This window comes from Bdellovibrio sp. CKG001 (assembly GCF_055397465.1).
The window spans coordinates 1,781,651-1,808,372 of the sequence record NZ_AP029173.1 but is presented as its reverse complement, the minus strand read 5'-3'; the positions used below and the strand labels follow the sequence as shown (position 1 = coordinate 1,808,372).

The 26,722-nt window shown below is 48.7% G+C and carries 25 protein-coding genes; 16 read left to right on the top strand and 9 right to left on the bottom strand.

Annotated elements, in window-relative coordinates; translation table 11 throughout:
- Positions 1 to 98 precede the first annotated feature (98 nt).
- Genes ACZ50P_RS08725 through ACZ50P_RS08715 form a run of 3 tightly spaced genes read left to right on the top strand, consistent with a single transcriptional unit; the run spans position 99 to position 4,173 of the window.
- Entirely contained in the window at positions 99 to 1,619 is a 1,521-nt protein-coding gene (locus ACZ50P_RS08725) for a GH3 family acyl-acid amido synthetase (protein ID WP_464135119.1), read from the top strand.
- Positions 1,616 to 2,191 carry a LysE family transporter gene (locus ACZ50P_RS08720; RefSeq protein ID WP_464135118.1) on the top strand — a complete coding sequence of 192 codons (576 nt, stop codon included), beginning with the start codon at positions 1,616 to 1,618 and terminating at the stop codon, positions 2,189 to 2,191. The genes ACZ50P_RS08725 and ACZ50P_RS08720 overlap by 4 nt, the downstream gene beginning before the upstream one ends.
- Positions 2,188 to 4,173, top strand: a complete 1,986-nt coding sequence (locus tag ACZ50P_RS08715; protein ID WP_464135115.1) for a C45 family autoproteolytic acyltransferase/hydolase — start codon at positions 2,188 to 2,190, stop codon at positions 4,171 to 4,173. Before ACZ50P_RS08720 ends, ACZ50P_RS08715 begins: the two co-directional genes overlap by 4 nt.
- A 1-nt stretch (position 4,174) precedes the next feature.
- Here the strand turns inward: ACZ50P_RS08715 and ACZ50P_RS08710 are convergent, their stop codons facing one another.
- A complete protein-coding gene (locus ACZ50P_RS08710) occupies positions 4,175 to 4,873 on the bottom strand; it encodes a substrate-binding periplasmic protein (protein ID WP_464135113.1) in 699 nt (232 codons plus the stop codon).
- 82 nt (positions 4,874 to 4,955) lie between these two features.
- Positions 4,956 to 5,711, bottom strand: a complete 756-nt coding sequence (locus ACZ50P_RS08705; RefSeq protein WP_464135112.1) for an MnmC family methyltransferase — start codon at positions 5,709 to 5,711, stop codon at positions 4,956 to 4,958.
- Between the two features lie 39 nt (positions 5,712 to 5,750).
- On the opposite strand from ACZ50P_RS08705, the gene mnmL reads away from it, so the two are divergent.
- The 4 genes from mnmL to ACZ50P_RS08685 all read left to right on the top strand — a co-directional run bounded on the left by mnmL (position 5,751) and on the right by ACZ50P_RS08685 (position 11,844).
- Positions 5,751 to 6,758 (top strand): tRNA modification radical SAM protein MnmL/YtqA, encoded by a 1,008-nt coding sequence (mnmL, locus tag ACZ50P_RS08700; protein ID WP_464135109.1) that lies wholly within the window; start codon positions 5,751 to 5,753, stop codon positions 6,756 to 6,758.
- Between the two features lie 490 nt (positions 6,759 to 7,248).
- Positions 7,249 to 9,654: a ribonucleoside-diphosphate reductase subunit alpha gene (locus ACZ50P_RS08695; RefSeq protein WP_464135108.1), complete on the top strand. Its 2,406-nt coding sequence runs from the start codon at positions 7,249 to 7,251 to the stop codon at positions 9,652 to 9,654.
- A 137-nt stretch (positions 9,655 to 9,791) separates the two neighbouring features.
- On the top strand, positions 9,792 to 10,790 hold the full coding sequence (locus tag ACZ50P_RS08690; protein ID WP_088565253.1) for a ribonucleotide-diphosphate reductase subunit beta: 999 nt from the start codon (positions 9,792 to 9,794) through the stop codon (positions 10,788 to 10,790).
- Between the two features lie 133 nt (positions 10,791 to 10,923).
- Entirely contained in the window at positions 10,924 to 11,844 is a 921-nt protein-coding gene (locus tag ACZ50P_RS08685) for a hypothetical protein (protein ID WP_464135194.1), read from the top strand.
- A 45-nt stretch (positions 11,845 to 11,889) separates the two neighbouring features.
- Here ACZ50P_RS08685 and ACZ50P_RS08680 read toward each other — a convergent pair whose 3' ends face one another.
- The 6 genes from ACZ50P_RS08680 to ACZ50P_RS08655 form a co-directional block, all read right to left on the bottom strand.
- Positions 11,890 to 12,378: a hypothetical protein gene (locus tag ACZ50P_RS08680; RefSeq protein ID WP_464121195.1), complete on the bottom strand. Its 489-nt coding sequence runs from the start codon at positions 12,376 to 12,378 to the stop codon at positions 11,890 to 11,892.
- A gap of 199 nt (positions 12,379 to 12,577) precedes the next feature.
- Positions 12,578 to 13,498, bottom strand: coding sequence for an HTTM domain-containing protein (locus tag ACZ50P_RS08675; protein WP_464135105.1), 921 nt, complete (start codon positions 13,496 to 13,498; stop codon positions 12,578 to 12,580).
- A complete protein-coding gene (locus ACZ50P_RS08670) occupies positions 13,495 to 14,073 on the bottom strand; it encodes a hypothetical protein (RefSeq protein WP_464135103.1) in 579 nt (192 codons plus the stop codon). The genes ACZ50P_RS08675 and ACZ50P_RS08670 overlap by 4 nt, the downstream gene beginning before the upstream one ends.
- On the bottom strand, positions 14,048 to 15,520 hold the full coding sequence (scpB, locus tag ACZ50P_RS08665; protein ID WP_464135102.1) for an SMC-Scp complex subunit ScpB: 1,473 nt from the start codon (positions 15,518 to 15,520) through the stop codon (positions 14,048 to 14,050). The genes ACZ50P_RS08670 and scpB overlap by 26 nt, the downstream gene beginning before the upstream one ends.
- Positions 15,521 to 15,529: 9 nt before the next feature.
- Positions 15,530 to 16,534, bottom strand: a complete 1,005-nt coding sequence (locus ACZ50P_RS08660) for a segregation and condensation protein A (RefSeq protein WP_464135099.1) — start codon at positions 16,532 to 16,534, stop codon at positions 15,530 to 15,532.
- Positions 16,535 to 16,641: 107 nt separating this feature from the next.
- Complete coding sequence (locus ACZ50P_RS08655) at positions 16,642 to 17,304, bottom strand: site-2 protease family protein (RefSeq protein ID WP_464121184.1); 663 nt, start codon at positions 17,302 to 17,304, stop codon at positions 16,642 to 16,644.
- Between the two features lie 327 nt (positions 17,305 to 17,631).
- Between ACZ50P_RS08655 and ACZ50P_RS08650 the strand changes: the two genes are divergently transcribed.
- On the top strand, positions 17,632 to 18,798 hold the full coding sequence (locus tag ACZ50P_RS08650) for an acyl-CoA dehydrogenase (protein WP_464121182.1): 1,167 nt from the start codon (positions 17,632 to 17,634) through the stop codon (positions 18,796 to 18,798).
- A 180-nt stretch (positions 18,799 to 18,978) separates the two neighbouring features.
- Positions 18,979 to 19,419 (top strand): hypothetical protein, encoded by a 441-nt coding sequence (locus ACZ50P_RS08645; protein ID WP_464135097.1) that lies wholly within the window; start codon positions 18,979 to 18,981, stop codon positions 19,417 to 19,419.
- Position 19,420: 1 nt separating this feature from the next.
- On the opposite strand, the gene ACZ50P_RS08640 is transcribed toward ACZ50P_RS08645, so the two are convergent.
- On the bottom strand, positions 19,421 to 20,377 hold the full coding sequence (locus tag ACZ50P_RS08640) for a PDZ domain-containing protein (RefSeq protein ID WP_464121178.1): 957 nt from the start codon (positions 20,375 to 20,377) through the stop codon (positions 19,421 to 19,423).
- 127 nt (positions 20,378 to 20,504) lie between these two features.
- Here ACZ50P_RS08640 and ACZ50P_RS08635 point away from each other — a divergent pair, with 127 nt between their 5' ends.
- The 7 genes from ACZ50P_RS08635 (at position 20,505) to ACZ50P_RS08605 (ending at position 26,715) form a co-directional block, all read left to right on the top strand.
- Positions 20,505 to 21,959 (top strand): peptide ABC transporter substrate-binding protein, encoded by a 1,455-nt coding sequence (locus ACZ50P_RS08635; protein ID WP_464135095.1) that lies wholly within the window; start codon positions 20,505 to 20,507, stop codon positions 21,957 to 21,959.
- Between the two features lie 20 nt (positions 21,960 to 21,979).
- Positions 21,980 to 23,176: an EAL domain-containing protein gene (locus tag ACZ50P_RS08630; RefSeq protein ID WP_464135094.1), complete on the top strand. Its 1,197-nt coding sequence runs from the start codon at positions 21,980 to 21,982 to the stop codon at positions 23,174 to 23,176.
- Positions 23,177 to 23,358: 182 nt separating this feature from the next.
- Positions 23,359 to 23,580, top strand: a complete 222-nt coding sequence (locus tag ACZ50P_RS08625; RefSeq protein WP_464121172.1) for a hypothetical protein — start codon at positions 23,359 to 23,361, stop codon at positions 23,578 to 23,580.
- 112 nt (positions 23,581 to 23,692) lie between these two features.
- Positions 23,693 to 24,580, top strand: coding sequence for an SDR family NAD(P)-dependent oxidoreductase (locus ACZ50P_RS08620; RefSeq protein ID WP_464121170.1), 888 nt, complete (start codon positions 23,693 to 23,695; stop codon positions 24,578 to 24,580).
- Complete coding sequence (locus ACZ50P_RS08615; RefSeq protein ID WP_464121168.1) at positions 24,577 to 24,966, top strand: 6-carboxytetrahydropterin synthase; 390 nt, start codon at positions 24,577 to 24,579, stop codon at positions 24,964 to 24,966. Before ACZ50P_RS08620 ends, ACZ50P_RS08615 begins: the two co-directional genes overlap by 4 nt.
- Positions 24,963 to 25,700, top strand: a complete 738-nt coding sequence (locus tag ACZ50P_RS08610) for a pseudouridine synthase (RefSeq protein WP_464121166.1) — start codon at positions 24,963 to 24,965, stop codon at positions 25,698 to 25,700. Before ACZ50P_RS08615 ends, ACZ50P_RS08610 begins: the two co-directional genes overlap by 4 nt.
- Entirely contained in the window at positions 25,684 to 26,715 is a 1,032-nt protein-coding gene (locus ACZ50P_RS08605; protein WP_464135091.1) for a lipid A deacylase LpxR family protein, read from the top strand. The genes ACZ50P_RS08610 and ACZ50P_RS08605 overlap by 17 nt, the downstream gene beginning before the upstream one ends.
- The last annotated feature ends 7 nt before the right edge of the window (positions 26,716 to 26,722 follow it).

Sequence of the window (26,722 nt, the reverse complement as noted above, 5' to 3'; positions counted from 1 at the left end):
TCATATTCGACAGATTTAGCCCATTCCTGTCAACGCGAGGAAGCGACAAGCACCCTAAACCGAAATAAATTGCCCTCATTCCAAAGAAGGAGTTTTTTATGTTCGCAGTAAATCATGTTGTTCAGTCTCTGGGCCAAAAGTATCTGAAGACCTACGGTCAAAGAATGACCGTCACACATCAAGACCTTCTCACCAAGCAAGAGAAGAATTTCGCCAGCCTGAAACGGGGACTTGTCGGCACCCGCCTTTATAAAGATCTGCGCCTATCCCACATCCAATCCTATGAAGAGTTCGTAAACCATGTCCCTGTATATAATTATGACGAATACGCCCCTTATGTTGACATGATCGCGGCGGGCCACAATGACATTCTTTTCAAAGACAAGGTTGAATACTTTGGCCTGTCCTCTGGGACGTCCGGTAAAGACTCCAAACGCGTTCCTTATAATGAACGCATGATCCGCATGTTTGTAAAATCCCAGAAGCGTGTGGCCAGCAAACTGAGCACGCTGGAACCTGAAATCAACTTCCTGAAAGTCGGCCGTTTGACTTTCGGTTCTGATCCTTATCTGTATTCTCAAAACGGCTTCAAATTTGGTTACATTTCCGGGATTCTGAGCACCCGCGTTCCAAAGGCTTTGGCCAAGAACACCTTCCCTTGCCGGGAGGTTCTGGCTATTTCCAACTGGGACAAAAAGATTGAAATGCTGGTTTCCGAATCCATCCAGCAGGACATTCAGGTGGTGAGCGGAATCCCAACTTATATTATCAGCATCTTCGAGGCGGTTTTACAGAAGACCGGCAAAAAGACAATCCGTGAGATCTGGCCGAATTTGAAGGTCTTTGTCTATGCTGCGACTCCGATCAAACAATACAAGGAACGTATCGACCGCCTGGTGGGACACGAACTGAACTACTATGGTCTTTATGCCGCGACCGAAGCGGCCATCGGTCTGCCTTATGAAAAATATCAAAATGGCCGCCAAAGATATTTCCTGAATCCGGATCTGCTTTATTCCTTCACTCCGGTGGAAGGCGCAAAAAAGAATCTGGGTTTGCATGAAATTGAAATGGGTGTTCCTTATTACATCAATATCGGGACTCCCAACGGCATGATCCACTATTCCATGAAAGACGTGATCAGCTTTGAACGCCACAATGACGATCTGGTGTTTGAATTTGTCGGCCGCAAAAGCACAGGAATGAATCTGGCAGCTGAAAAAGTCAGCGATGACGAGATCCTGGACTGCTATCTAAACACAAAAAATGCCACTAACGTGGATCTCAGACACTTCTTCCTGTCCCCGCAGATGAAAGATGGCAAGGCCTCTTATCTTTGGACTTTGTTTGTCCCTGCCAAAACCGATGTGAATCCGGAAGTTCTAGCCCAGGCATTGGACGAAGAAATGAAAAAACAAAACGGCGATTATCATGATTGTCGCGAAGTGGGGGTTTTGGGGCCCGCCCAGGTTCACATGATGAGTGCGGATTACCTGCAAAAATATTTCGAAAAGAACCGTGGCCGTGGCCAGTTCAAAATGAAAACCACGTTTGAAACGGCCGAAGAATACCTGAACTTTATGAGCCTTCATTTGGAACAAGCCGGGGCTGTTCAATGATTCTTTGGATGATCATCGTCGGATTCCTTTCTGCCTTCGCCCTGGGACCTGCCAGCTTCAGCATTATTCGCAGTCTGGTGTCCCGTCGCCAGTGGCCGTGGTCCTCGATCGCGGGATTTCTGGTGGGCGATCTGATCTATATCGTTCTGGCGATGGCTTTGTTGCAAAGCCCGTTGCTGCATGAAATCTGGCTGAAGAATTTGCTGACAGCTCTGACAGCAGGGGTTTTGCTGCTGTACTCTGTAAAAGTACTGACAAGCAAAACAAACCCCCAAGAAAGTCTGGAAGTTCCAGCTCAGGGGTTCAGTAAAAGTCTGTTACTGACTTTAAGCAACTTTCATCTGGTATTGATCTATGCTGGTCTGTTCGTGCAACTGGCGGGACAAAAGACAGCGGCACTGTGGATGGGTGTCGGCGTCTATGTTCTGACCTTTGTTTTCAGCTTCCTGGGACTTTTGTGGGGCCTGAAACAGCTTCACGGTCCCTTAAAGAAACTCCTGCGTAAAATTGAAATTGTCGCAGCCTGCGGTTTCCTGGGATTTTCAATTTATCTTTCTTTGGAGATTTTATGAAAAAGATCGCTCTTCTTCTTGCCTTTTCCCTGCCGACGGGTGCCTTTGCTGATTGTGTTTTAAAGAATCAACTTAAAGGTCAAAAGCATTTTATCTGTCAGGCTCCGGGAACAAACAAGTCTGTGCATGTTCTGGATTTACAGGGTGGCTTTGCAGAAACCGCTTACTATCACGGCTATTTCCTGAGAAAAGAAATCGAATCCGGAGTTCTTAAGGGCGTCCAGGTCCGAACCGAACGGGCTTTTTCGGATCTGGATAAATCCAGCCGAGAAAAGATCGAATTGATCCGAAAGTGTGTCATCAACAATTACCGCGCCAGCGTTTCTGATGAGTTTAAAGACGGCTTAAAGAATCTGCACCGTGGTCTTCAGGCTGCCGGAAGCCCCGTGGACTGGAGACATTTTGAAGAAAGCAATTACATGGTGGAGTTTTCCATCTTTGCTGATTCCATGCAACGCCAGCTCGACACAAACCCGCGCAAAGGCTCCTTAAAAGTCTTTGCCTCCTGCGCGCCCTATTTTATTGGCAACACCCTGGCTAAGCCGTTCAAAAAGCTGGCGCAGGGTCTTCGTGCCCTCAAAATGGGTTGCACAGGGATCAGTGCATCTGCGAACAGCTCCAGGGATGGAGCTCTTATTCATGGTCGCAACTTCGACACCGGACTGTTGGGTTTCTATGAACCCGAACAGGTCATCGTAATCAATCGCCAGAAAAACGGAATGACATCCGTGGGCATTGGTTCTGCCGGACTTCATTACGCTGGCGGTATCAGTGGATTTAATAGCTATGGTCTTTCAGTCAGCCTGCACGAACTGCAGACTGAAGGCACCCGCATCAGTTATGAAAGTGGCTCTTCCGATATTGCACCTTACCTTCTGCACTCAGTCCTTATGAAAGCCCGCACTTTGAATGAAGCTATTGCGATGATTCAAACACGCAAAGGCTTCGGCGCCTGGACTTTCTTCATTTCGGACTCCAAGACTGATGAGTCTGCCTCAATTGAGCTGAGCGGTGACACGGTTGTGGTGGCTCGCCGGACTCAAAAGAAATTCCTGGGGCAAAGCAACCACTTCCTGGGAGGCAAAACCAGTGAAGAGGGCTATGAATACAGCCTGAATAAAACCCTGGAAACCCGTGCCCGCCTGTCTCATGTGGAGCGCACGATGACGGAAGATTTCGGTCACATTGATGCCCAGTGGGTTATCAACCGTCTCAGTGGTCACACCGACGAACTGGTGGGTCCGCGCAGCTTCGGACGCACCACCACCAAACTCTACACCGCCGCCACCCACGTGATGCTACCCGGTCGTCAGGAATGGTGGATGAGTGTCGCGGAAACTTACCCCACCAATCGGTCCCATTTTGTTGGCTTCCGACTTCTGGGTCCGAATCAAAAAGATCCCGTGCAGATTCTGGGAACCACGAAGGCTTGGGAAGATGCGAAAAAACCTGCCTGGTATGACTCTATGAAATATTATGTTCAAGCTTACTTAAGCAATGAACAGGATCACAAAACCATTGCAGGGCTTGATCGCACGCTGGGACTTTTAGAAGCAGCCTCTTTGACGGCGGCCCAGGATGATGTCTATGAATTCCCGTATGAGTTCATGTGGGCAAGGATGAAGGTCCTGCGCGCAGCTAAGAATATTATGGCTGGACAACGTGAGCTCGCCTTCCAGGATCTCTCTGACGCACAGGAAAAGCTTTCTGAGATCGCAGAGCGCTTAGGGAACGGCCTGCATCCTTACGAGTCCTTCCAGTTGGATCTGTGGAGATTCCGAGCTGAAACTCTGAAACCACAAGTCCGTCAGTCCCGCGCAGCACAGCAGCTTTATCGCAATCAGGCACGCACGCTGCTGAATTCCTTAATACAAAAATATCCGCGCCAAAGTGAACTCTACGATTTGCAGTGGAGCTTGGGTGAAGAGATGCAGCTTTATGTTGTTCTTGACGCCGAGATCCGCTTGGGAACTGTTGAGTAACCTAGGGCTGGGCGAGGGCGGCTTCGGTCAGGACCCGATCGAGGCTGCCGTCTTTTTTCATGACCTCGATGGTTTTGGAAAAGATCTCTGCCAACTTCCGCCCCTCGTCATTGTCATGAAATGCATAATAAACATTCTGCTCTGACAAGGGCTGCGTTTTATCAAAATCAATACCGCGCTCACCACTGAGCTGCAAAGCTCTGAGGCCGGATCTTTCCTCGACCACAAAAGCATCAATCTGCCCCTGCCCCAGTTTGCGCATATTCTGGATATCATCCGCCGCATATTCAAATTTGATTTTTTTATTGGCGATCAATTCTTTTCCATAGGGATAGCGGAACGTCAGACCGACTTTTTTCCCCTCTAAATCCTTCATAGTGCGCAAAGGGGACACCTTGCGAAAGAAGGCATAATCGACCTTGCGATAAAACGGCGTGGATTTAGCCGAAGTTTTGGGCACATACACATCCAAAGCCGGAAAAAATCCATCCACTTTCGCATTACTGAACGCCAGCAGCGTTTTTCCAGTGGGAAGAACCCGTATGTCGACGGTCCGATTGTTGCGCTTGGCGATTTCGCGAGTGAGAGAAATGAACAACCCTTTGTCAGGATTTTCCACCATCAGAGGAATTGCAAAAGTGGCCAGAACGATGGGCTTTGCCAAAGCCACAACAGGACAAAAAATAAAAAGTGCCGTCACATTCCGAAGTAAGGACATAATTAAGTAAAGATTTATTGATGACTTTTAGCAAGGGGTTTCCCCGTTCCTATCGTTACAAATTTTAGAGGTTTCTCAAGCCCAACGTGGAATTGCGTTTACCTTGGAAACCTTCCCGCAGAATCACTTCAAAATTCTGCTGTTTAAGGGCTCTTTTTAAAGTCCCCTTGCAGGCATAGGTTGAAACCACACATCGTTCAAAAGTCCCTGTTTTCAGGATGTAATTCAAAAACTCTTCTTCCCATAAATGCGGCGACGTCTTCGAACTGAAAGCATCATAAAGAATGCAGTGGTATTTTGATGGCAGAACCACATCGGCATTCAAGGAGGTCTGGATGTCCGAAAGGTTTTTAAAATGTTTCTTCAAGAAAAACTTAAGCTTTCCGGGCGATAGTTCAGTTTCGCGAATCACATGTTCCAGCACCTGATCGTAGGTTGCCCTGACTTCGGGATGAAGACTCTGGTCCTGATCATGAAGCCACTGATAAAAGAACTCGCGCAGCTCCGGCACGCTTTCATAACTGGTGATCAACCCGATATCCTCGGGTTCTTTTCCCGCCAAAAGAGCCTCGCGGGCGATGACCAACTCAATGTATCCCAAACCCAAACCGACAATCAAAAAGTGAGGATTTGAAATCTTTCGCACGACCTGTGCGATGGGCTCGCCATAGATCATCAGAGTTTCTGCACAAGCGCCGCCAGAGTGGTGCATGGATTCACCCCGATCCTTACTGGCATCCACAGACTGAAGCAGACGCAAACTCGGGCTTGCGTCACCCGTTATTTCAATTTCAAACCCAATATCGACCCATGACTTCATTTGATTGACTTCCCGCAGAAGAAAACTGTACAAGTGCCTATGGAAAAAGGCTGGTTAGGGCTTCCCTATCATACTATCAGTGAGCACTACAATAAACTCTTTGGAGAAAAGGTTTATAAGGTGCCGGTGTCCGTCGTGGACGACTGTCCGAACCGACGGGGCTTAAAGGGCATGCAAACCTGCGTCTTTTGTGACGTCTGGGGCTCTGCTGCGAATGCCGAAAGCCTTTCCATGGAGCTGCGCACGCAGATTGAAAAGTATCACGCTCTTATCAGCAAGAAGTACAACGCCAAGGCTTTTCTGATTTACTTCCAGGCCTACACAAACACTTTCACCAAAGTCTCGGCCCTTCGTCATAATTTTGATGTGGCACTGTCTTACCCATGGGTGAAGGGTTTCACTGTGGGCACCCGCCCGGACTGTCTTTCCAAATCAGTTTTGGATTTATGGCAGGAGTATCACGAAAAATCCTTTGTGGCGGTGGAGCTGGGTGTGCAGAGTTTCTTCAACGACCAACTGGAATTCATGCGCCGCGGGCATTCTGCGGAAGATTCTATTGCCGCCATTCATAAGATTGCAGAAAACACGAAAGTGGATCTGGGAATTCACTTGATATTCGGAAGCCCGACAGAGACCGACGAAAAGATTATTGAGACAGCAAAGATCTGCAACGACCTGCCGATTACAAACGTGAAGCTGCACAACCTGCACGTTCTAAAAAACACTCCCCTGGAGGAGATGTATCGCAAGGGCGAGTTCAGTCCGATCGACAAGGACACCTACACTCGCCGTGTGGAACTGTTCCTGCAGCACCTTTCCCCCCGTTTGGCATTGCACCGTCTGGCGGCTTATTCTTCTCGTTGGGATGAACTGGTCGCGCCTGATTGGACGAAGAACAAGATGGGCACTCATCAGCACATCATTGACGTCCTTCGCGCTCACGGCGCTTATCAGTCTCAGAATTTCCAGCCGGCGAACGAATCCGAAATCCTTTTGCAACGGCGTTTGTTCGAAAAATCGCAAAGATCAGACGCAGTCCGTGCTTAGTTTCCGCGCAATTTAAGATTCTGTAAGATCAGTACAGGTAAATTTCAGCTTTATTGGCCCAAAACATGGGTTTTAAACCTCGACCAAAGTTTTACGACGTGGAATTACATCCTCTTGCTAGTTTTGAGTGCAGACAGATCGAGTCAAGGGGAAGTGTTTTTCTGCTTATTTGATGGGCAACGTCACAGAAAAATCGGCGTTATTTTTAAAAATGTGCTTGAAACCTTCCCGAAAGAATTACAAGATCGGAATTGAGATGGATACCCGGCATATGGATATGTCACCAATTAGAGACCACTAGATCTAGTGGCAAGCCGAAAGGCAGCTAAGGGGGATTTAAGGGAAACAGCTAAGGATTAGCAACTTCGTTCTCACTAAATTACCACACAACTTTATATATGCACTAACCAGACCTAAGTCTTTACGAGGGGTGAAGATTTTGGGGCGGGATTTTTTTGCCCAAACGGAACTGGGCAGAGGGGATACAGCCATGTTGGAAACAACAGCTCACATCATGAGAGTTAAAAAGCGCGATGGCACACTGGAGCCAGTGGACGTAACGAAAATCGTTGAGCGCGTAACCAAGAACTGCCAGGGGTTGACTCAGGTAGATCCTTTGCGTGTTGCCACTAAGGCCATCAGCGGTCTTTATGACGGCGCCTCTACAAAAGAGCTTGATAATCTTTGTATCCAGACAGCTTCTTTGCTGATCGGTGAAGATCCAGAGTATTCCCGTCTGGCAGCTCGCCTTCTTTCCACTTATATTGACGAAGAAGTTCGCTCTCAAAAGATTCAATCTTTCGCAGACTCTGTAAGCTTCGGCTTCCAGGCAGGTCTTCTGGCTGAGAGCACTTTCAAATTCGTTGAAGCCAACAAAGCAGCTCTTTGTGCGGCGATTGAACCATACAGAACAGACCGTTTCGAATACTTCGGTCTAAGAACTGTTTACGATCGTTATCTATTGAAAAACCCAACAACTCGCCAGGTGTTTGAGACTCCTCAATACTTCTTCATGCGTGTTGCCTGCGGTTTGGCTCAATCTGTGGAAGAAGCCATCGAATTCTATCGTTTGATTTCCTCTCACGATTACATGCCGTCCACCCCGACTTTGTTCAACTCCGGAACTATGCGTCCACAGATGTCTTCTTGTTATCTTTTGGATTCTCCAAGCGATGACTTGTCTGCCATCTACCAAAAATACACGGACATCGCCCTTCTGTCCAAATTCGCCGGCGGTATCGGTGTGGCTTACTCCCGCGTTCGTTCCCGTGGTTCTTTGATCAAAGGAACAAACGGTCACTCCAACGGTATCATCCCTTGGCTGAAAACTATGGATTCCTCCGTAGCGGCGGTCAATCAGGGTGGTAAACGTAAAGGGGCTGCCTGCGTTTATCTTGAAACTTGGCACGGTGACATCGAGGAGTTCCTTGAACTTCGCGACAACACGGGTGACGAAGCAAAACGTGCGCACAACCTGAATCTGGCTAACTGGGTTCCAGACTTGTTCATGAAGCGCGTTGAAGCTGATGCGATGTGGTCTTTGTTCGACCCTAAAGTGGTTCCTCATTTCGTAGACACTTACGGTGAAGAGTTCGAAAAAGCTTACGCAGAAGCGGAAGAAAAGAAACTTTACATCAAACAAATCAAAGCTCGCGACCTATACAGCCGTATGATGAAAACATTGGCTCAGACTGGTAACGGCTGGATGACTTTCAAAGACCACGCGAACCTGAAAGCCAACCAGACTGGCGAAGCTGGAAATGTGATTCACCTTTCCAACCTGTGCACAGAGATCCTTGAAGTGACCTCTGACAAAGAAACTGCGGTGTGCAACCTGGGTTCTGTGAACCTGGCTCGCCACGTGGAAAACGGTCAGTTCAACTTCGAAAAACTGGCTCGTTCTGTGCGCACGGCTGTGAAATACCTGGACCGCGTAGTTGACATCAACTTCTACCCTATTCAGACAGCTCAGGACTCCAACCACAAATGGCGTCCCGTGGGCTTGGGCGTGATGGGTCTTCAGGATGCATTCTTCCTGATGAAACTTCCGTTCGACTCTGCTGCTGCCCGTGATCTTTCTGCAAAAATTCAGGAAGAGATCTACTACAATGCGCTGGTCACTTCCTGCGAATTGGCTGAAAAACATGGTCCTCACGGTGCTTTTGAGCAGACCAAAGCCGCTAAAGGCTTGTTGCAATACGACCTTTGGGGTGTGACACCTTCTCAACCAGAACGATTTGAGAAGTTGAAAGAGAAAATCAAGAAGCACGGCTTGAGAAACTCTTTGATGATTGCGATTGCGCCAACGGCAACAATCGCGTCTATCGTGGGTTGTTACGAAGCGATCGAACCACAGGTTTCCAACTTGTTCAAACGTGAAACCCTTTCCGGGGAATTCATGCAGATCAATAAGTACCTTGTGAGTGACCTGAAAGCGATGGGCATCTGGAACGAAGACGTTCGCAACGAAATCAAGTTGCAAGACGGTTCCATTCAGGACGTGGCGATGATTCCTCCACAAATCAAGGAATTGTACCGCACTGTTTGGGAAATCCCGATGAAGTCTTTGGTTGATATGGCTGCCGATCGTGGCGCTTACATCGACCAGGCTCAATCCTTGAACTTGTTCCAGGAAAGCCCGACCATTGGAAAACTTTCCTCCATGTACATGTATGCATGGAAAAAAGGTGTGAAGACGACTTATTACCTTCGCTCTCGTCCTGCGACCAAAATCGCAAAAACGACAGTGAAAGCTTCCAGCAACTCTGCAAATCCAAATGTTTCTGAAAGCATGATGGATGCAGCTCCTGCTCAAGAAACTAAGAAGTCTTACTCTGACGCAGAAGTGATCGCATGCTCCCTGGAAAATCCAGAAGCCTGCGAAGCTTGTCAGTAGTCGCGGCTCACCCGCGGAGAGAGGTCCGCACTCGCGGACCTCTGAACCAGCAGCAGTAGCTGCGGAGTGCTGACTGGGGCGGTGCCTCAGTCGCTGAACCAGCGCTTTAAGCGCGTAGTACTTTTTTGGAGATTTTTATGATTCTAGATCCTGGCTTTAATCTGACTTTGCGCCCAATGAAATACCCTGTTTTCTACGAAATGTACAAAAACGGGATCAAAAACACCTGGACTGTAGATGAAGTTGATTTCTCTACAGACCTTGTGGACTTGCACTCCAAAATGACTGAATCAGAAAAACATCTGATCCGTCGCTTGGTGGCTTTCTTCGCAACGGGTGACTCTATCGTGGGGAACAACCTGGTATTGAACCTTTACAAGCACGTGAACTCTCCAGAGGGTCGCATGTACTTGTCCCGTCAGCTTTACGAAGAAGCTTTGCACGTTCAGTTCTATCTGACACTTTTGGACAATTACATTCCAAATCCGGATGAACGCGCTGAGGCTTTCGCCGCTGTTGAAAACATCCCGTCCATCAAAAAGAAAGCGGATTTCTGCTACAAATGGATTGATTCCATCAACGAGCTGAATGAGCTAAACACGATCGAAGATCGTCGCCGCTTCCTGATGAACTTGATCTGCTTCGCGACTTGCGTGGAAGGTTTGTTCTTCTATGCAGCGTTTGCTTACGTTTACTTCCTGCGCTCCAAAGGTCTTTTGGCCGGTTTGGCGTCTGGTACCAACTGGGTCTTCCGCGATGAATCCATGCACATGGCTTTTGCGATCGAAGTTGTTAAAACAGCTCGAAAAGAAGAACCAGAATTGTTCAACCAGCAAATGGAAGACATGGTTGTGCAAATGCTTGAAGACGCCATCGAGTGCGAGATGGAATTTGCTCACGACGTACTAAACCTGGGTGTTGCCGGATTGTCTGCGAAAGACATGAGACAATATCTTGAGTACTGCGCTGATCAACGCCTTGAAAGCTTGAACATTGCTCCACGCTACAACGTGAAAAATCCGTTCATCTTCATGGAACTTCAGGACATGCAAGAACTAGCCAACTTCTTCGAAAGACGCGTTTCCGCCTACCAAACAGGCGTATCCGGCGCCGTTGCCTTCGACGAGGCCTTCTAGTCGGCCACGCCGAGGAGGCTGGAGTGCCGCTACTCCGGCAACGCCGGAGTGCTAGCGGTCACTCAAGCTGAACTGGCTTTAAGGAACATTGTTGAAAAGCAACATTCTTTGGATTTTCTTTTTTCTAATCTGCATGGGGGTGGGATTTCTACACGGAGTCCTGCCCCAAGGCATTTCTAGATCCTATTTTGTCAGTCCAATTAAAGTTCAGGTTTTGACCACTGATGAAATTCTTTTTCCGGAAAGTCTGCGCCAGGAGTTGGAAGAGGAACTGCATGTTCGCTTCTCAGTGACTGTCACTCGCGACTGGGAATCCATGCTGGCGAATGTGGTGGCCAGCCCTTCTGCTGATTTGATTTTCCTGCCTTCGTACTGGGCCAACACCCTGGCACATCAGAACCTTCTGGCCAATACGGCAGGAAATCGTGGTGAGCTTTTACAGCGAGTGGCTTCGGACTTTGTGAAAAGTAAAAAGCCTGAAGATTTTTACTTTTTGCCTTTTTACTGGATCAAAACCGGCATCGATACGCCGCTGGATGAAACATTCCTGGACTTCCTGAAAAACAAAAAGGAAAGTTTTCTTTTCTTGCTGGCGGACGAGGATTTGTTGTTAAAACATTTCCAGGTCTGGAAGGAGCAGGGACTTTGGGATCAGGTTTCTCAAAAAAGAATCCTGACTTTACAGCTCGATCAACTTTCAAAAACCAGTGATGAAGGAGCTGTCGAAACTCCTTTGAATCGTGAGTTCAAAGAAAGCTCTCATCCCTATTTGAGTGCGCTTTTGATCTGGGGAGCCGCCATTCCGGTCAACTCCACACAAAAAGAAGTGGCTTTGGAAATTCTCGAAACCTTGACCTCCACAGAGCATCAGGAAAAAAGTCTGCTGAAGACTCCGTTTAACTCGACTTTCTCCAATGTGACAGCCACAGAGATACCTTTACACCGCCGCGCCGATTTTATCCGCGACTTGCAGTTAAAAGACACTCTGATTCTTGAATCCAAGGATCAGGAAGCCCCTCTTAAACTAAAAAACGACTTTAACTTCACCCTTTAGGGTTTCATTAAAGTCGTTGTCTGCTCTTTCACTTATAAGATTCTATTACTTGCTAAGATTGAATTGCGGGGCTCCACGGGCCTCATTAATAACCACGTTCCCGTCCGCATCGCGGGCCTGCAGATAAAGTCGCAAAGCGTGAACGGCCGGAGAGGCCAGTGACGTTATATTGACCAGAATGTTGAATCTTCCATTGCGACAGGTCCCGTAGCCAGAATTCAGTGGAGTGTTCGAGTTCAGATCTGTCACCGGCAATGGCGTACTGCCATTTAGAACGATGATGGAGTGAGAGGGATAGGTGGACACGTAACATTCACCTGTGACTTCGGCCTTGGTGTCCGTGCTGGTCATGTTAATATTGGGATTATACATCTGCAGCATCAGCTCTTCAGACTTGGGTTCTTTATTGACGGTGTGAGCGCTGGAATCGTCTTTTCGGTCTGTTAATAGAGAATCCCCCTGGATCGGCTGACAAGCCGTCACGAGCAGACAAAGACCCGAAAGTCCTGCTAAATACCGCACTGAAGATCTCATAAATCCCCCACTCAAAAAGGATACCTATCTTCATCGGCAAACTAAACCATTGGCATAACCCCTATCTCACATAGAGACAGTCTCCAGCATTATTTTCTAATTTACCCGTCCTAAAATGAGACCAAAAGGTACCTGCTCACTTTTGCAGAAGCGACAAGTCATGCATTTTCCTTTTAGCATTTAATTCGAAAACACGATTCTAGGCGCCCGGCGTTCGGCTTTTAATGCGCAGCTTCTGCAAAAGTGAGCAGGTACCTTTTTCCAGTAGTTGTGGATCCAGGAACAGGAAGTAGGTTGAAACCATGACTGTGGCAAATGGCATCAGCCCCATAAAGATCCCAATGCCCGCATGGAAGGACAAACCCACCAACAGACACAAGTAACGGGTGCGGTGCCAGACCACCATCGCCGGGAAATAGATTTCAAACAGGATGGTCACATAACCAATGACAGGAATAACCCAAGGGAAGTGCCGCAGGAATGAGAAATCCATCGTAGTCATTTGCGGATTGGCGAGCACACTCCATAAAGCGGTGCCGTCCCACCAACTGCCGCCTTTGAGTTTTTCCCATCCGGTGTAGGCATAGATCACGCTGATCTGAACCTGCATCATGCGGATCATCGCGGAACTTAGAACATCCGACTGTCGGAATTGGGTTTTTCGCAAAATCAGGTTCTTAAGGCTCAATCGTTCGCAGGACTGCGTGAAAGACATATAAAACAGGAACAAAGCCCCGATGATGTCCGCACCAAAGTTCACTGCGTAGTTTCTTTGCAGGAAGCCTGCATTGATGATCCAGGTGATCCACATCAACCAACGGCCACCGATGCCCAAGGTCAACAAAGCCAGGAAAACCACCAGCACCAAGTTCATGGCAAAGTTCATGGAGTCTGGCCAGAACATCCACATAAACAAAGGACGCCCCAACTCTGGCATCACTTCCAAAGCGCGAACGCGGGGAATCCAACTGGAGTCCGTGTAAAACTCCAGATTGTAGAACCGCGTGATATTCATATAAAGCAGGGTTCCGCACAGCATGACCCGCATATAGGCCAATCCCAGCAGATTTTGCGGGGCAAACCAGAACTGATCCCACTGAGCCCAGATTTTTTTGATCATAAGCTCTCCTCGTCCATCCCGCCCTGGCAGGACACGGACTCACGCACGGACTGCACTTCTTTGGAGAGATCCTTCACACTTTCTTCCTGAAAACGCACAGCCTGATCCAAGAACGGAATGGTCTCGATCACATGTTCCATATCAATAGAAGCTGCGCCCGGGTACTGACGGCACAGCCAAGGCCCCATCAAAAGGCGCAGTCTTTTCGCATCCAAAACCATATAGCGCATCAAAGCCCACTCACGCTTGTGGGTGATATTGGGAACATTGCGTTTGTCGTTTTGAACAGGAAAAAAACCCTCGACAGGTTCACTCTCTTCCGGAGAAGTCTCGCCTTCCAGGTTTTCAGATTCAGGGTAATAAACGGTGTATTTGAGATACATCGGATGCGCGGGTTCCGGAGAAAAGAAGTTCCAGCCCGCGTTCAAACCGACGGTGTTGGCATAAGGGGTCACCACATTCGCAGTGACCCGCCCAAAGTAGGCTCCTACATTGGGCATGACCAACATCACAAAGATATTATAGACAATCCACAAGCTCAAAAGAGCTTTAAACAGAAGCTTCACCTTCTTCATCAATATCGTCCGCCTCGCCTAGGAAAGGCAACTCCTCGTCTTCGTCAGAAGATTCGTCGTCAGAGTCAGCGAACAATTGGTCGTCTGAAGCCTCATCCTGATCTTCATCATTATCAAATGCTACGATAGCCTCTTCCAGGTCGGAATCATCCTCACCGGTGGATTCCATACCTTCTTCAAGAGCCTCCATAGCTGTCTCTTCAGATCCTTCTGCAGAGATCTCTTCACCGCCTTCGCCTTCTTCCATGGAAGACTTAGGTTTCTTGGTGAATGCTGCCGCTTTCTTTTCAGCAGCCAACGCGACCAAAGTTGTACCCGCAGCCAAAGCCTCGTCGTACTTGGTCAGCCAGTTCTGATCACGCGTGGACACAGGTTCGCCGAATGCCAGGGCATCACGGATGTTCTGTGCGCGTTCCTGATCACGTTTTTCCGCCTGACGGCGTTTTTCTTCCTCGAAGAAGTTGCTGGTTGTCGCAATATCTTCAAGTTGTTCTTGAATCTTCATCAATTCTTCTTCCCCTTGAGAGTAAGAACCGACAAAGGTCTCTGACATAGAATCCGTGATCATCGCCAAAGTTGGTTTTTCTTCAGCCTGCTGTTCGTCGATACCTTCGGGCAGCAACTCGTCGATCTGAGACAAAGTTGGAAGCTCTTTCAAGCTTCTTAGGCCGAAGATTTCAAGGAACTTCTTAGTAGTTCCGTATTGCATAGGACGACCCGGCAATTCGGATTTACCTTCAAAGCAAACCAGATTTTTTTCCATCAAAGCGCGCAGCAAGTGTCCGGACTCAACGCCACGGATTTCATCAACTTCTGCTTTAACTGTTGGCTGCTTGTAAGCCACGATAGAAAGAACTTCCAAAGCCGGACCCGAAAGCTTGAATTGACGAGCTTTCAAAGTGCGCTTCAGGAATTCCATATTGTCGATTTTAGTGCGCAACTGATAGCCACCTGGAACTTCTTCCAAAGTCACACCACGACGGCCGCCGGCGTATTCCACCGCCAGTTGGTCCAGGGCGCGGCGGATTTTGTCTCCGCGGATGTTGGTACCCTTGAAAAGCAATTTTAAGGACGCCAGACTGACCGGGCGATCAGACGCAAACAGAACGCTTTCCACGATGCTTTCCAGGCGCTCTTCTTCAACGAACTCGACTTCTTCGATTTCAGCGGAATCAAAGCCGTCAAGCTCCGTGCCATCCACAGAAACTTCGTCTTCAGACGCGGCTTCCAATTCAGCCACTTCGTCTTCACTGACTTCCGGAAGGAAGCCTTCAGTTTCTTCTTCCTCTTGCAGGAACAAAGAGGCTTCGGTATCCACGTCTCCGGCAGAAAGTTCATCAGAGGAGTCCTCAGCGTCGGACATTTCCTCGGCTTCAGCATCCACCATTTCAGAATCTTCGGAGTGATTTACTTCATCATTCAACAATTCGTCTTTTTCTTCAGACATGGTCCCCTCTTACACTTCCGTCACGTCATCTTTAAACAATTCATTTTCTGCAGCCAAGATTTCGTCGTCCGTGGCGATATCGTCAGCACCAGCGCCTTCAACCAGCTCTGTGCCTTCTGCAAGACCAGCACCCAATTCCATTTGGATCTGACTGTTTTCTTCCAACAGATCTTCGGCATCTGTCAGGATAAACTCTTCGTCAGCATCGATTTTCTTTGAATCTTCCATCATTTTGGCCGCCACCTGATCAGCACCCATGGAGTCGTATTCTTCCACACGGCTCAGGACGTCTGTTTCAATCGGCTTTTTCGTATCAACCCAGATGTCAGAATAGGCCTCGGACTGATAAAGACCGACAAAGCCCATTTTACCCAGCTCCAGCAAAGACAGGAACGTGATCAAAGCCTGACGAGCGCGATCTTCTGTCGCCGTCACAAGCTCCATCAATGTGGTCTTCTGACCCACGATCAGACGGTCTTTGATTTCCAGAACACGGCTGGAGATGGACTGAGCTTTCGCCGCCACCTGGTGCACTTTCTTTTTCACGGAACGAAGCATTTTGCGGTAGCTGGCGATCAAAGAGAACAAGGCGTTGTCCTCCAGGACAATTTCTTCTTCCTTTTCGTCCAGGGATTCACGCATACCACGCAGCCACACATCACGACCCACCAAAGGACGATCATAAAGAAGCTTCGCGGCCTCCTGGTACTTTTGATACTCAAGAAGTTTTTGCACCAGCTCTTTACGTGGATCTTCAGCTTCAACGATTTCGCCGTTTTCATCATACTGAGGCAAAAGCATGCGGGACTTGATCTGAATCAGGGTCGCAGCCATCGCCACGAACTCGCCTGCCACTTCCAAATCCAGTTCTTTCATCAATTTGATGTAATCAAGGTATTGCTTGGTGATCTCATGGACTTTGATGTCCATGATGTCCATTTCCTCTTTACGGATAAGGTAAAGAAGCAGCCCTAGAGGTCCCTCGAATTTAGGCAATTGTACTGTAATACTCATGAAAGATGGTCCCCTCTACCAATTTCATTTTGAGAACGTTCTGCATTCGTTCCACAAGCCAAGCGGCGACAATTCAATCAAGCCGCTTGTGTTAATTCAACAACTTTTTAGATCCCCACTCCGCCCATCGCAAGACCGATCAGGCGTTCAGAGCTCCAAATAACCGGGCCCACCAAAAAGCGCAGGACACCCGTTAAAACCAGCACCATCAGCACCATGCTGGTGATGTGCTCGTTTTGCTCTAGCTTATAATTCAGACTGGCCGGCAGAAAGCGAGCCAGCACCTTGCCACCATCCAAAGGATGTACCGGCAAAAGGTTGAAGAAAGCCAGGAACATATTAGTCACAATAAACGTCTGCAGGATGGTCACCGCCCCTTTGGCATACATGCCGAAAGAGTAGTACTTCGCGACCAATGCGATGACAAAAGCCCCCACACACGCCAACAGGATGTTAGACAGCGGCCCCGCCAAAGCGATCCAGAACATATCCACCCGGGGGTTCTTCAAATTGCGCGAGTTCACCGGAACCGGCTTTGCCCACCCAAAGAAGATCGGCGAAGAGAAGATGATCGCCGCCAAAGGCAGGATGAAGGTTCCGATCATGTCCATATGCGCCAAAGGGTTCATCGTCAAACGACCCATTTGCTCTGCCGTGTTATCACCACGCAAGCGCGCCACCCATCCGTGTGCAAACTCGTGGAAGCACAACGCAAAGAGGAAAGGAATAAAGTAAACGCCTATCTTGGCACCAATTTCCATCAAATCCATAGACCCTCACGCTAAAACACACCTAGACCCTTGTCTAGTGTAGCGAAACAGTTGCACATTTAAAGTGCAATCAGTCTAACACAGCTCGTTAAAAGTATCCCTCTTGTCCTCTCAAAATCTTGAATTCATCCCTTAAAACAGATACGGTCATTCCCGCTTTTCATACACGTTTTAACAAGAACTGAAGCCACCAGCTTTAGGCCTTACCTAAGCCCGATCCAAGTTCCGCAGCAGCAACTCCCGAAGGGAGGCGTCCGCGAGGACTGTCCGAAGGAGCGGGTTTAGGTAAGGCCTAAAGCTGGTGGCTTCCGATCGAAGGGAAATTCAATGTCTGATGTTCTAAATGCTCGCCCCGCTCTTACGACACTTTCTGAAGACGAAGTGGCTTTCCGTGATGCGGTAAGATCTTTCGCTGAATCTGAAATCAAACCTCACGTCACTCACATGGACGAAAAAGCGGCCATGAACCCAGAGATCCTGACGAAACTTTTCGAAATGGGTTTGATGGGTATCGAAACTCCTGAAAAATGGGGCGGCGCTGGTTCCACCTTCTTCATGGCCTGCCTGGCAGTTGAAGAAATCGGTCGCGTCGACGGTTCTGTTTCCGTTCTTGTGGACGTACAAAACACTCTGACCACCAATGCCTTCCTGAAATGGGGCACTGAGGCTCAGAAAGAAAAATACCTTAGCCAAATGGCGACCAAATCCGTGGGCGCTTATGCTTTGTCTGAATCCTCTTCCGGCTCTGACGCTTTCGCCTTGAAATTGAAAGCCGAAGACAAAGGTGACAAATGGGTCCTGAATGGCTCCAAATTGTGGATCACCAACGGTAACGAGGCCAATATCTTTATCGTGTTCGCGAACATGGCTCCAGAAAAGGGCTACAAAGGCATCACGGCGTTCATCGTTGAGCGCGGCTTCAAAGGCTTCACAGTAGGAAAAAAAGAAGACAAGTTGGGCATCCGCGCTTCTTCCACTTGCGAATTGCTATTTGAAAACTGCGAAGTTCCAAAAGAAAACGTTTTGGGCGAAGTCGGCAAAGGCTACAAGATCGCGATTGAAACACTGAACGAAGGCCGTATCGGTATCGGCGCACAAATGATCGGTATCGCTCAAGGTGCTTACGAAGCCGCTCTTGGGTACGTTAAAGGTCGCGAGCAGTTCGGCAAACCGATTGCTCACTTCCAGGGCGTTCAGTTCCAGTTGGCAGAAATGCGTACAGAGCTGGAAGCAGCTCGTTTGATGGTTTACAATGCCGCTCGATTGAAAGACGCAGGCCAGGACTTCATCGAGGCAGCAGCAATGGCGAAGCTTTACTCTTCCCGCGCGGCAGAGAAAATCACTTCCAAAGCCATCGACTTGTTTGGCGGTAACGGTTTCACGAAAGAATATCCGGTTGAGAAATTCTGGCGTGACGCTAAGATCGGTCAGATCTATGAAGGAACAACCAACATGCAATTGCAAACGATCGCAAAAATGGAATTGGATAAATAGTTTTTATCTCTATCAGGTTCCGAAAAAAAGCTGGCGAGGCAAAACCTCCCAGCTTTTTTATTTTCTGTTGCAAGCCTGCAACCTTAAAAACATCTCTGATTGTCTTACCAAATTCAAATTTGCAAAAGCTTAAACCACCAGCCTAGAATCGCACAAAAATTATGTTCCAGGAGATGGTTTATGAAGTTTCTGATTGTCGCTCCGGCCTTGTTAATGATCGCCCTTTCATCGCAAGCCGCCAGCGTTTCCGGTCACGCCAACAGCCGGCCGATTTCACTCAGTCTGCAAGAGGATCTGACCATCACCAAACTTTCCGGTCACGCAGACGGACAACCGCTGTCGTTGGAAATTCTTAAATCCGAAAACGGAAGTGTGATTTCGGGATACGCCTATGGGCAGCGGGTGTCTCTGAGCCTCTCTGTCACCCCTGAAGGGCAGACAATCAAGGGATTCGCCCGAGGCACCCCGGTCAAACTGGTCATCACCAAAGAAGGTGACATCATTCGGGTCGTCGGGCATGCCAACAACAGCCCCGTCTCACTGACCGTTGAAGGCTCTGCCTCTTTGGCAACAGCGCAAATCAACACTTTGTTGCGCCTGCCACTGCCATGGGTTCCCTAGGTTATTGACAAACCATTTGCGCCTGAATCTGGGTCACAATTTCGCTTTTTCCGCGCAAAAGTTTTAAAGGCACTTTCTTTAAGTCTTTGTAGGCTGCTTTATTAAATTCAGGTTTTTTTGAAAACTCACCGTAAGAGTGCGAGTCCACTTCCAGCACGAAGTCCCCAACTCGCATTCCCGCCCTCTGCGCCGGCGATTTCTTATCAACAGTGGTGACCTGGTACTTCAACTGCCCATTTATCGAAACCGGTTCGACGGCAAAGCCCAGCCTGGGAAGGCACCCGGGGGGACCGGCTTGTTTATGCTCCTGCACGCGGCTCTTGAGGGTCTCCAGACCTGTGATCCATGCCTTGGTGGACTCTTCAATAGCCTTGCGAAGAGCCTCTGATCCGACCAATCCACGCTGGCGCATCCAATAAATATCCTGTGGCCGCTCACCATAATTCTGCGCATAAACTGTCAGGTAGTAATCGCCAACTTTTTCATTCTGCTCTGAGCGTAGTGAATAAAACTTTCCATCCATGAGAACCTGCACACTTCTTTGCGAGGAGGTCGGGATTTGCTCCGCGGGAGCATCCCCTTTTTCTGTTTCTGGCGGGAGTGGGCCGACGTTTTCAAACGGAAATGCAGTCGCAAAACTGACCTCGGAATAGCTCATGCGAATGAAAACATGGGCGTCAACTTTGCCGGGAACCAGTTTAAATCCCAACGCCTGCAACTGGCTTTCGGTCTCTTTTTTAAGTTCTAACAGAAGATTCTTTTGCGTCAGTTCTTGGGACTTGTTTTCCAGCTCCACAAAGACATTCCAACCCGAAACACCTCTGCCCTCCGCCCAGCGGCCCCCACTGGGAATGGAACCTTCCATACGGGGAGCTTCCTGATTTTCAGGCTTTACCGAGGCAGAACGACAGGACGTCAATGACAATAACAACGTCAGCACTAGAATAAGCTTTAACATAACCCCTCTTAAGAACTTTATTCTGAGCGGAGGGACTTTTCTGCGGCAAGAAGTTTGCAACAAAAAGCCCTTTATCAGGACGTTTTCCCGCTTCAATTCACAGCCCCGCTACGCTAAGATCAAAAACATGAAAATCATCCTTGCACTCCTTCTGGCATTCCCTTCGTTGACCTTTGCCTCTGACAAAGTCTTCCGCCTGCACCTGGCGACAGAGCCCGGCAGCCTGGACCCGAACAAACAAAAAACTTCAGCGTCCAGCTACTTATTGGGAAATCTTTATCGCAATGTTTTCACTTTTGATGACAAGGCCGGACTGGCTCCAGACCTTGGCAGTTCATGCTCCCGCGACAAAAAACAGGTTCTGACCTGCAAACTGAAGAAGGATCTGCGATGGAGCGACAACTCGCCTTTGACCGCCGAGGACTTCCTGCGCACTTACAAAAAGATTCTGGATTCAAAAACGGCGGCTCCCCGTGCGGATTTACTTTTTAAAATTAAAAATGCCCGAGACATTTACCTCGGCAAAGCCAAAATGACTTCTTTGGGGATCACGACCCCTGACGCCCTCACTTTGCGCTTTGAATTCCAGGAAGCCGATCCGGATTTTGAGTACAATCTGGCAAGCTTCCTTCTGGCACCGACCAAGAGCGATCTTTCCGCTTACTCCGGCCCCTACAAACTGGCTGAATGGAAAAAAGGACAAAAGATCATTCTTCTCCCCAACAACAGCTATCACGGAGGTCATGCTTCACGCCCTCAGGTAGAGTTTCTGTTCATTGAGGAAGACACCGTGGCCCTGCAGCTTTATGAAAAGAATGAACTGCAGTTCCTGCGCCGCTTGCCAACTCTGTTTATCCCCAGCCATAAGAAGCGCCCGGATTTTCACTGGATTCCGGTCACACGCCTGGATTATGTAGGGTTTGGGCCTGAGCTGAAAGATCGAGAGGAATTGCGCAAAGCCTTTATTTATTCTTTAAACTACGTGGAACTGCAGAAGATTTTTTCGTCTGAAGGGCGTCCTGGTTGTGTGGGAGTTCCGGATTCCTGGTTCCCGGAAAAAGCCCCCTGTTATGATTTTGACCTGAAGAAAGTGACAAAGGGTCTTTCCAGCAGCACTTATACGTTCATGTTTTCCAGCCTTGGCGGAGAAGATCACAAGCGGGCCACGGAATGGATGCAGAATCAGTGGATAAAGAATGCGGGGCTTAAAACCCATCTTGAAGCCAAAGAGAACAAAGTTTATCTGCAGATCCTGCAGAAATCTCCACCAGCCTTGTTCCGCAAAGGAGTCTCTCCAGACCGCCCGACCTGCCTGGCCGCACTGGAAACCTTTGCCCCGGAAAGCCCCGAAAATTACTTCCGCCTCAAGGACCCTGAATACGATCGCATTTTGTCCTCACTTGCACAGGCACGAAAAAGTGCTGAGCAGAAAAAATGGTGCCAGGCCGGAATGGACTTCCTGATGCAGCGGCACCTTTGGATCCCTTTGGGTGGAATTCATTTCTCGATGCTGGCAAAGCCAGAATTTACCGGCTGGAAAATCAATCAAATGAATCAGCTGGACTTGTCGAACCTGCACTAAAGACCCTATGATAAACATCTATGAATGAAGCAACTCAGTCCGTCGATATCCACAAAGACCAGATTATATTCAGCGAAGGTGATGAGGGTGACTGTGCCTATATTATCGAAAAAGGTCGGGTTCTTATTTATCTGACCAAGGACAAAGAGGAAATCCCTCTGACGATCCTGGGTGAAGGCGAGATCTTTGGTGAAATGGCTTTGATCGACAACCAGAATCGCTCTGCTTCCGTGAGGGCGCTGGAGGACGTGCGCCTGGCGATCGTCACCAAACAGCAGGTTTTAGAGCGCGTTTCCACAGCTGACAAAGTCGTTCAATTGTTGATGCGAGTCCTGCTAAAACGTCTGCGCCGCAAAAACATGGGCGGTCCAGCACGACTGTCCGAAGTGGAAATCGACAATTCCGGAGCTGGCACCGATGGCACCCAAAGTGCGTTGGATCAGATCAAACTTGAAAATCAGATTTTCCAGGCCTTTCAGAACAAGGAATTCGAACTTTTCTACCAGCCCATCGTAAACCTGAAAACAAAAACCATCACAGGCTGTGAAGCTCTTTTGCGCTGGAATTCCCCGCAGCATGGTTTAGTGTCCCCGAATTTGTTCATTGATATCATCGAAAATTCGTCCATGGTGATCCCGATTGGTCATTGGATCATCAATCAGGCCCTGAAGGATCTGCGCACCATTCAGGATCAGTTGCGCTTAAATAAAAAAGAAAAGATGTCTGACGATTTCATGATGAGTATTAATATCTCCGGTCGCCAGTTCACACATTCTGACTTTGTGAACAATCTGGAAGATTTACGAGAAAAGCATGATCTGCAAACTCAGAATATCAAACTTGAGATGACTGAAAGAATCATGATGGATGGAGCCATTGCCCTGGACGCCCTGAACCAGTGCCGCAGCCTGGGATATGCCATTTCCATTGATGACTTCGGGACCGGATTCTCGGGTCTGCAATACCTGACTCAGATGCCGATCAGCTTCCTGAAAATCGACCGCTCGTTTGTGATGAAAATCTTAAGCGATCCAAAATCCAAAGCCGTGGTAAGTTCCATTATTCACTTGGCACACGCCATGGATATCGAGGTTATCGCTGAAGGTATCGAGCACCACGAAGAAGCTCTGGTTCTGGAAACTTTGGGGGCTCGCTATGGTCAGGGGTATTTGTTCTCTAAACCTGTGGATCTGGGCCGCTTCCTGAAACTGATCTAATTCCTCTGACTTTACCAATCCAATTCCATAGATAGCCAAGCCTTGCTTGGCTATCTTTTTATTGTCTCAAACTGAGATCTTCCAGATCTGAGAATATTTCCTAAAGTCCATTAGACCTTCGCCGATAAGTCTTATGTCTTAAGACAATTAACCAGCTTAAGATTACATCTGGAGGTCACTCGATGGCTGACAAAAATTTTTCAAAACAGATTCCAAACAATGTTGTTTCTCTTGAATCCGCTCGCTGCTGCGGTGAAGGCTGCAAAAAGAAATCCGAAAAAGCAGGTTTCTGCGCTGAGCACTTTGACTGGTTTAAAGCCGGTCTGATCACCAAAGAGGGCGCCAAGGCGCCGGACTTCGACAAGAAGTACTATCACTACACGGCGGCCAAAAAAGTGGCTTAAAGCCGTTCCTATTTCGAATTCTTCCGTGAAGCCGGGTTTCCCACCCGGCTTTTTTTTTATTCGACGACAGGCAACAAAACAGCCTCAGCGCTTAAAAGAAGATTTAAGGGATTTGAATAAGAAAGGCGCCGAAGATCATCAGGCCGACAAAGAAGAACTTTATTCCAATAGAAAACGCTTCGCGCAAGGACATAACTTCTCATCGGCCCTCTCCTTTGCTACCATAAGTCCAGTTCAAAAAACGGGAGTCAGCACATTGAAAAAAGCCGCCCTTATCACCGGAGCCAGCAGTGGCATCGGAGCCGCCACCGCCATCGAATTTTCCAAAAACGGATACTTTGTCTATCTGATGGGACGCAATAAGGAACGCCTTCAGGACGTGGCCTTGAAATGCCGTAGCGGGGCTTCGATTGTGTCCTGCGATCTTGCCGACGAGGCCGCTTTGAACAAACGCCTGGGCGAGGTTCTGGGGGCAAAAATCCACCGCGTTGAATGCATCGTGAACAGCGCGGGAGTTTATGAGGCTCACTCCACTGAAGAAGGCAGTGATGAAATCTGGCGACGACAGTTTGAAGTGAACATGCTGGGACCTTTGCGCATTGTGCGCGCCTTCTTCCCCTACTTCAAAGAACAAGGTGGTGGCAGCATCGTGAATATTTCCTCAACGCTGGGCCTGCGCCCGCAAGGACCGACCTCCTCTTACTCGGCCGTGAAAGCGGCTTTGATCAACTGGACACAAAGTCTGGCGGCGGAGGGGGGACCGCACAAGATCCGCGCCAACTGCGTCTGCCCCGGGATCGTGGACACACCCATTCACAGCTTCCACGGCCTGCCGGTAGAAAAGAAAAACGAAGTCGTGGAAAAGATGAAATCCCTGCAGCCACTGGGCCGCATTGGCCAACCCGAAGATGTCGCCAAAGCCGCCTACTTCCTGGGATCTGATCAGTCCGCCTGGACCACCGGAGCGGTCCTTGCTGTGGATGGCGGAATCAATCTGTGATTTTAACTTTAAAAAGCCCCTTCAGCTCGGCGCACTTTTATTATCAGCCCCAATGGGATGACAAAACCAATCGTGCGGAATTTGGTCGCTGCTTCACACAATATGGGCATGGACACAATTACACTCTGGAAGTGGGCTTTAAAGTGGCGGAAACCCAGTGGGAACAGGAAAAAAGCCATTTACAGGATATTTTATCCCAACTCACCGGCCAACTGGATCATGAGCACTTGAACTTTGTGATCCCAGAGTTTAAAAACACCATCCCAACCACCGAAAATATTGCTTTGTATTTTCTGAATAAACTTAAAGAGCAGGTCAAAGTCGAAAGCCTTTCTTACCTTCGCCTTTATGAAATGGATACGATCTGGACGGAGATCCGCTTATGAGTGACGACAATAAAGTGCGCCTTTCCAAACTGATGGCTGAACGCGGGATTTGCTCACGTCGAGAGGCGGATGACTATATCTCTCGCGGTCTGGTGCGCGTGAATGGCGAAATCATCAGCCAGTTGGGAACCAAGGTGGATCCTGATGTCAGTATCACTCTGGAAGCTCAGGCTTTAAAACAACAAAAGCGACTGGCGACGATTCTTTTAAACAAACCTGTCGGCTATGTCTCGGCCCAGCCCGAGCCGCCTTATCAACCGGCCATCAAGCTGATCACGCCACAAAATCAGTTTGGCAATTCGAAGATGCGTTTAAAAGAAGAACATTTCAAGGGTCTGGCCGTGGCCGGGCGCCTGGATATTGATTCACAAGGGCTGCTGCTTTTCACGCAGGATGGTCGTATCGCCAAACGCATTATTGGTGAAGAGTCCAAACTGGAAAAAGAATACATCGTGCGTGTGGAAGGAAAGCTTCCACCGGATAAATTAAAACTTTTAAATTACGGCCTTTCCCTGGATGGAAAAAAACTAAAGCCCGCCAAGGTGGAATGGCTGAACGAAGATCAGCTGCGCTTTGTTCTGCAAGAGGGTAAAAAGCGCCAGATTCGCCGTATGTGTGAACTGGTGGGTCTGAAAGTCACGGGTCTGAAGCGGGTGCGCATCGGCAACATCCGTTTGGGAAAACTTCCCGAAGGTCAGTGGCGCTTCCTGGAGGACGATGAAAGCCTGGATTAAATTCTTAGGGCTGCTTCTGCCGCTGTCTTTAGCCCCCCTTGCACAACTTCAAGCCAACCATGGCGAGGCCTACACCGTCTCTCTTGAAAACGACACGCGCCGCTTGGGGGGACCGAACTCGGACAATGGCTACACCAATGGCTTTCGTTTCTCCTATCTTTATGCGGAAGACACCGTGCCTTCCTGGGTGCCTTTTTTAACCAACTGGACACCCCAACTTCAGGAGGAGTTTAAAAACTCCACCACCAACTTTGGCATTTCGCTCAACCAGAAAATCTACACACCAGAAGATATCAAGGAAACAAAACTGATCACTGATGATCGCCCGTATGCAGGTTGGCTTTACGTGGGCTTGAGCGCAAACTTTAAAACTGAAAGCCGCAGTCACACCCTGGAACTGGATCTGGGGGTTATTGGTCCGGACTCCCTGGGTGAAGAATTTCAGAACAACTTTCACGACTTTATTGACGTGGACCGCGCCTATGGCTGGAAGAACCAATTAAATACCGAACCCACGGTGCAACTTTCGTACTTTCAAAAAAACCGCTTTGTCGATTATCTGGATAAAGATGCCGGGCGCATGTTTGATATCATCCCGTACATGGGGGCGTCCCTGGGAAATGTACTGATCGCCGGCCACGTGGGTGTGATTGGCCGCCTGGGCATCAACCTGCCAAATGACTTCGGCCCCACCCGTCCTTCCGCTTCTGACGGCGACATGATCAAAGATCCCCGCGAAAGCAAGGCCCAGCTCCCCTGGAGAGTTTACGGCTTTGCTGCGGCCCGAGGCAATATCGTTGGCAGGGATATCTTTCTGGATGGAAACACATTTGGTGGCAGCCACAGTGTCACCCGCAAAACGCTGACCGCCACAACGGAGTTCGGCTATGGCGTGCAGTATTACAACCTGAGTTTTATCTGGCGCTTTGTCACCACATCGCCCGAGTTTGAAGAACGCGAAAACTTCCACAGCTTCGCGTCCCTCACTCTTTCCTATTATCAAGATTTAGACTGACAAGCTC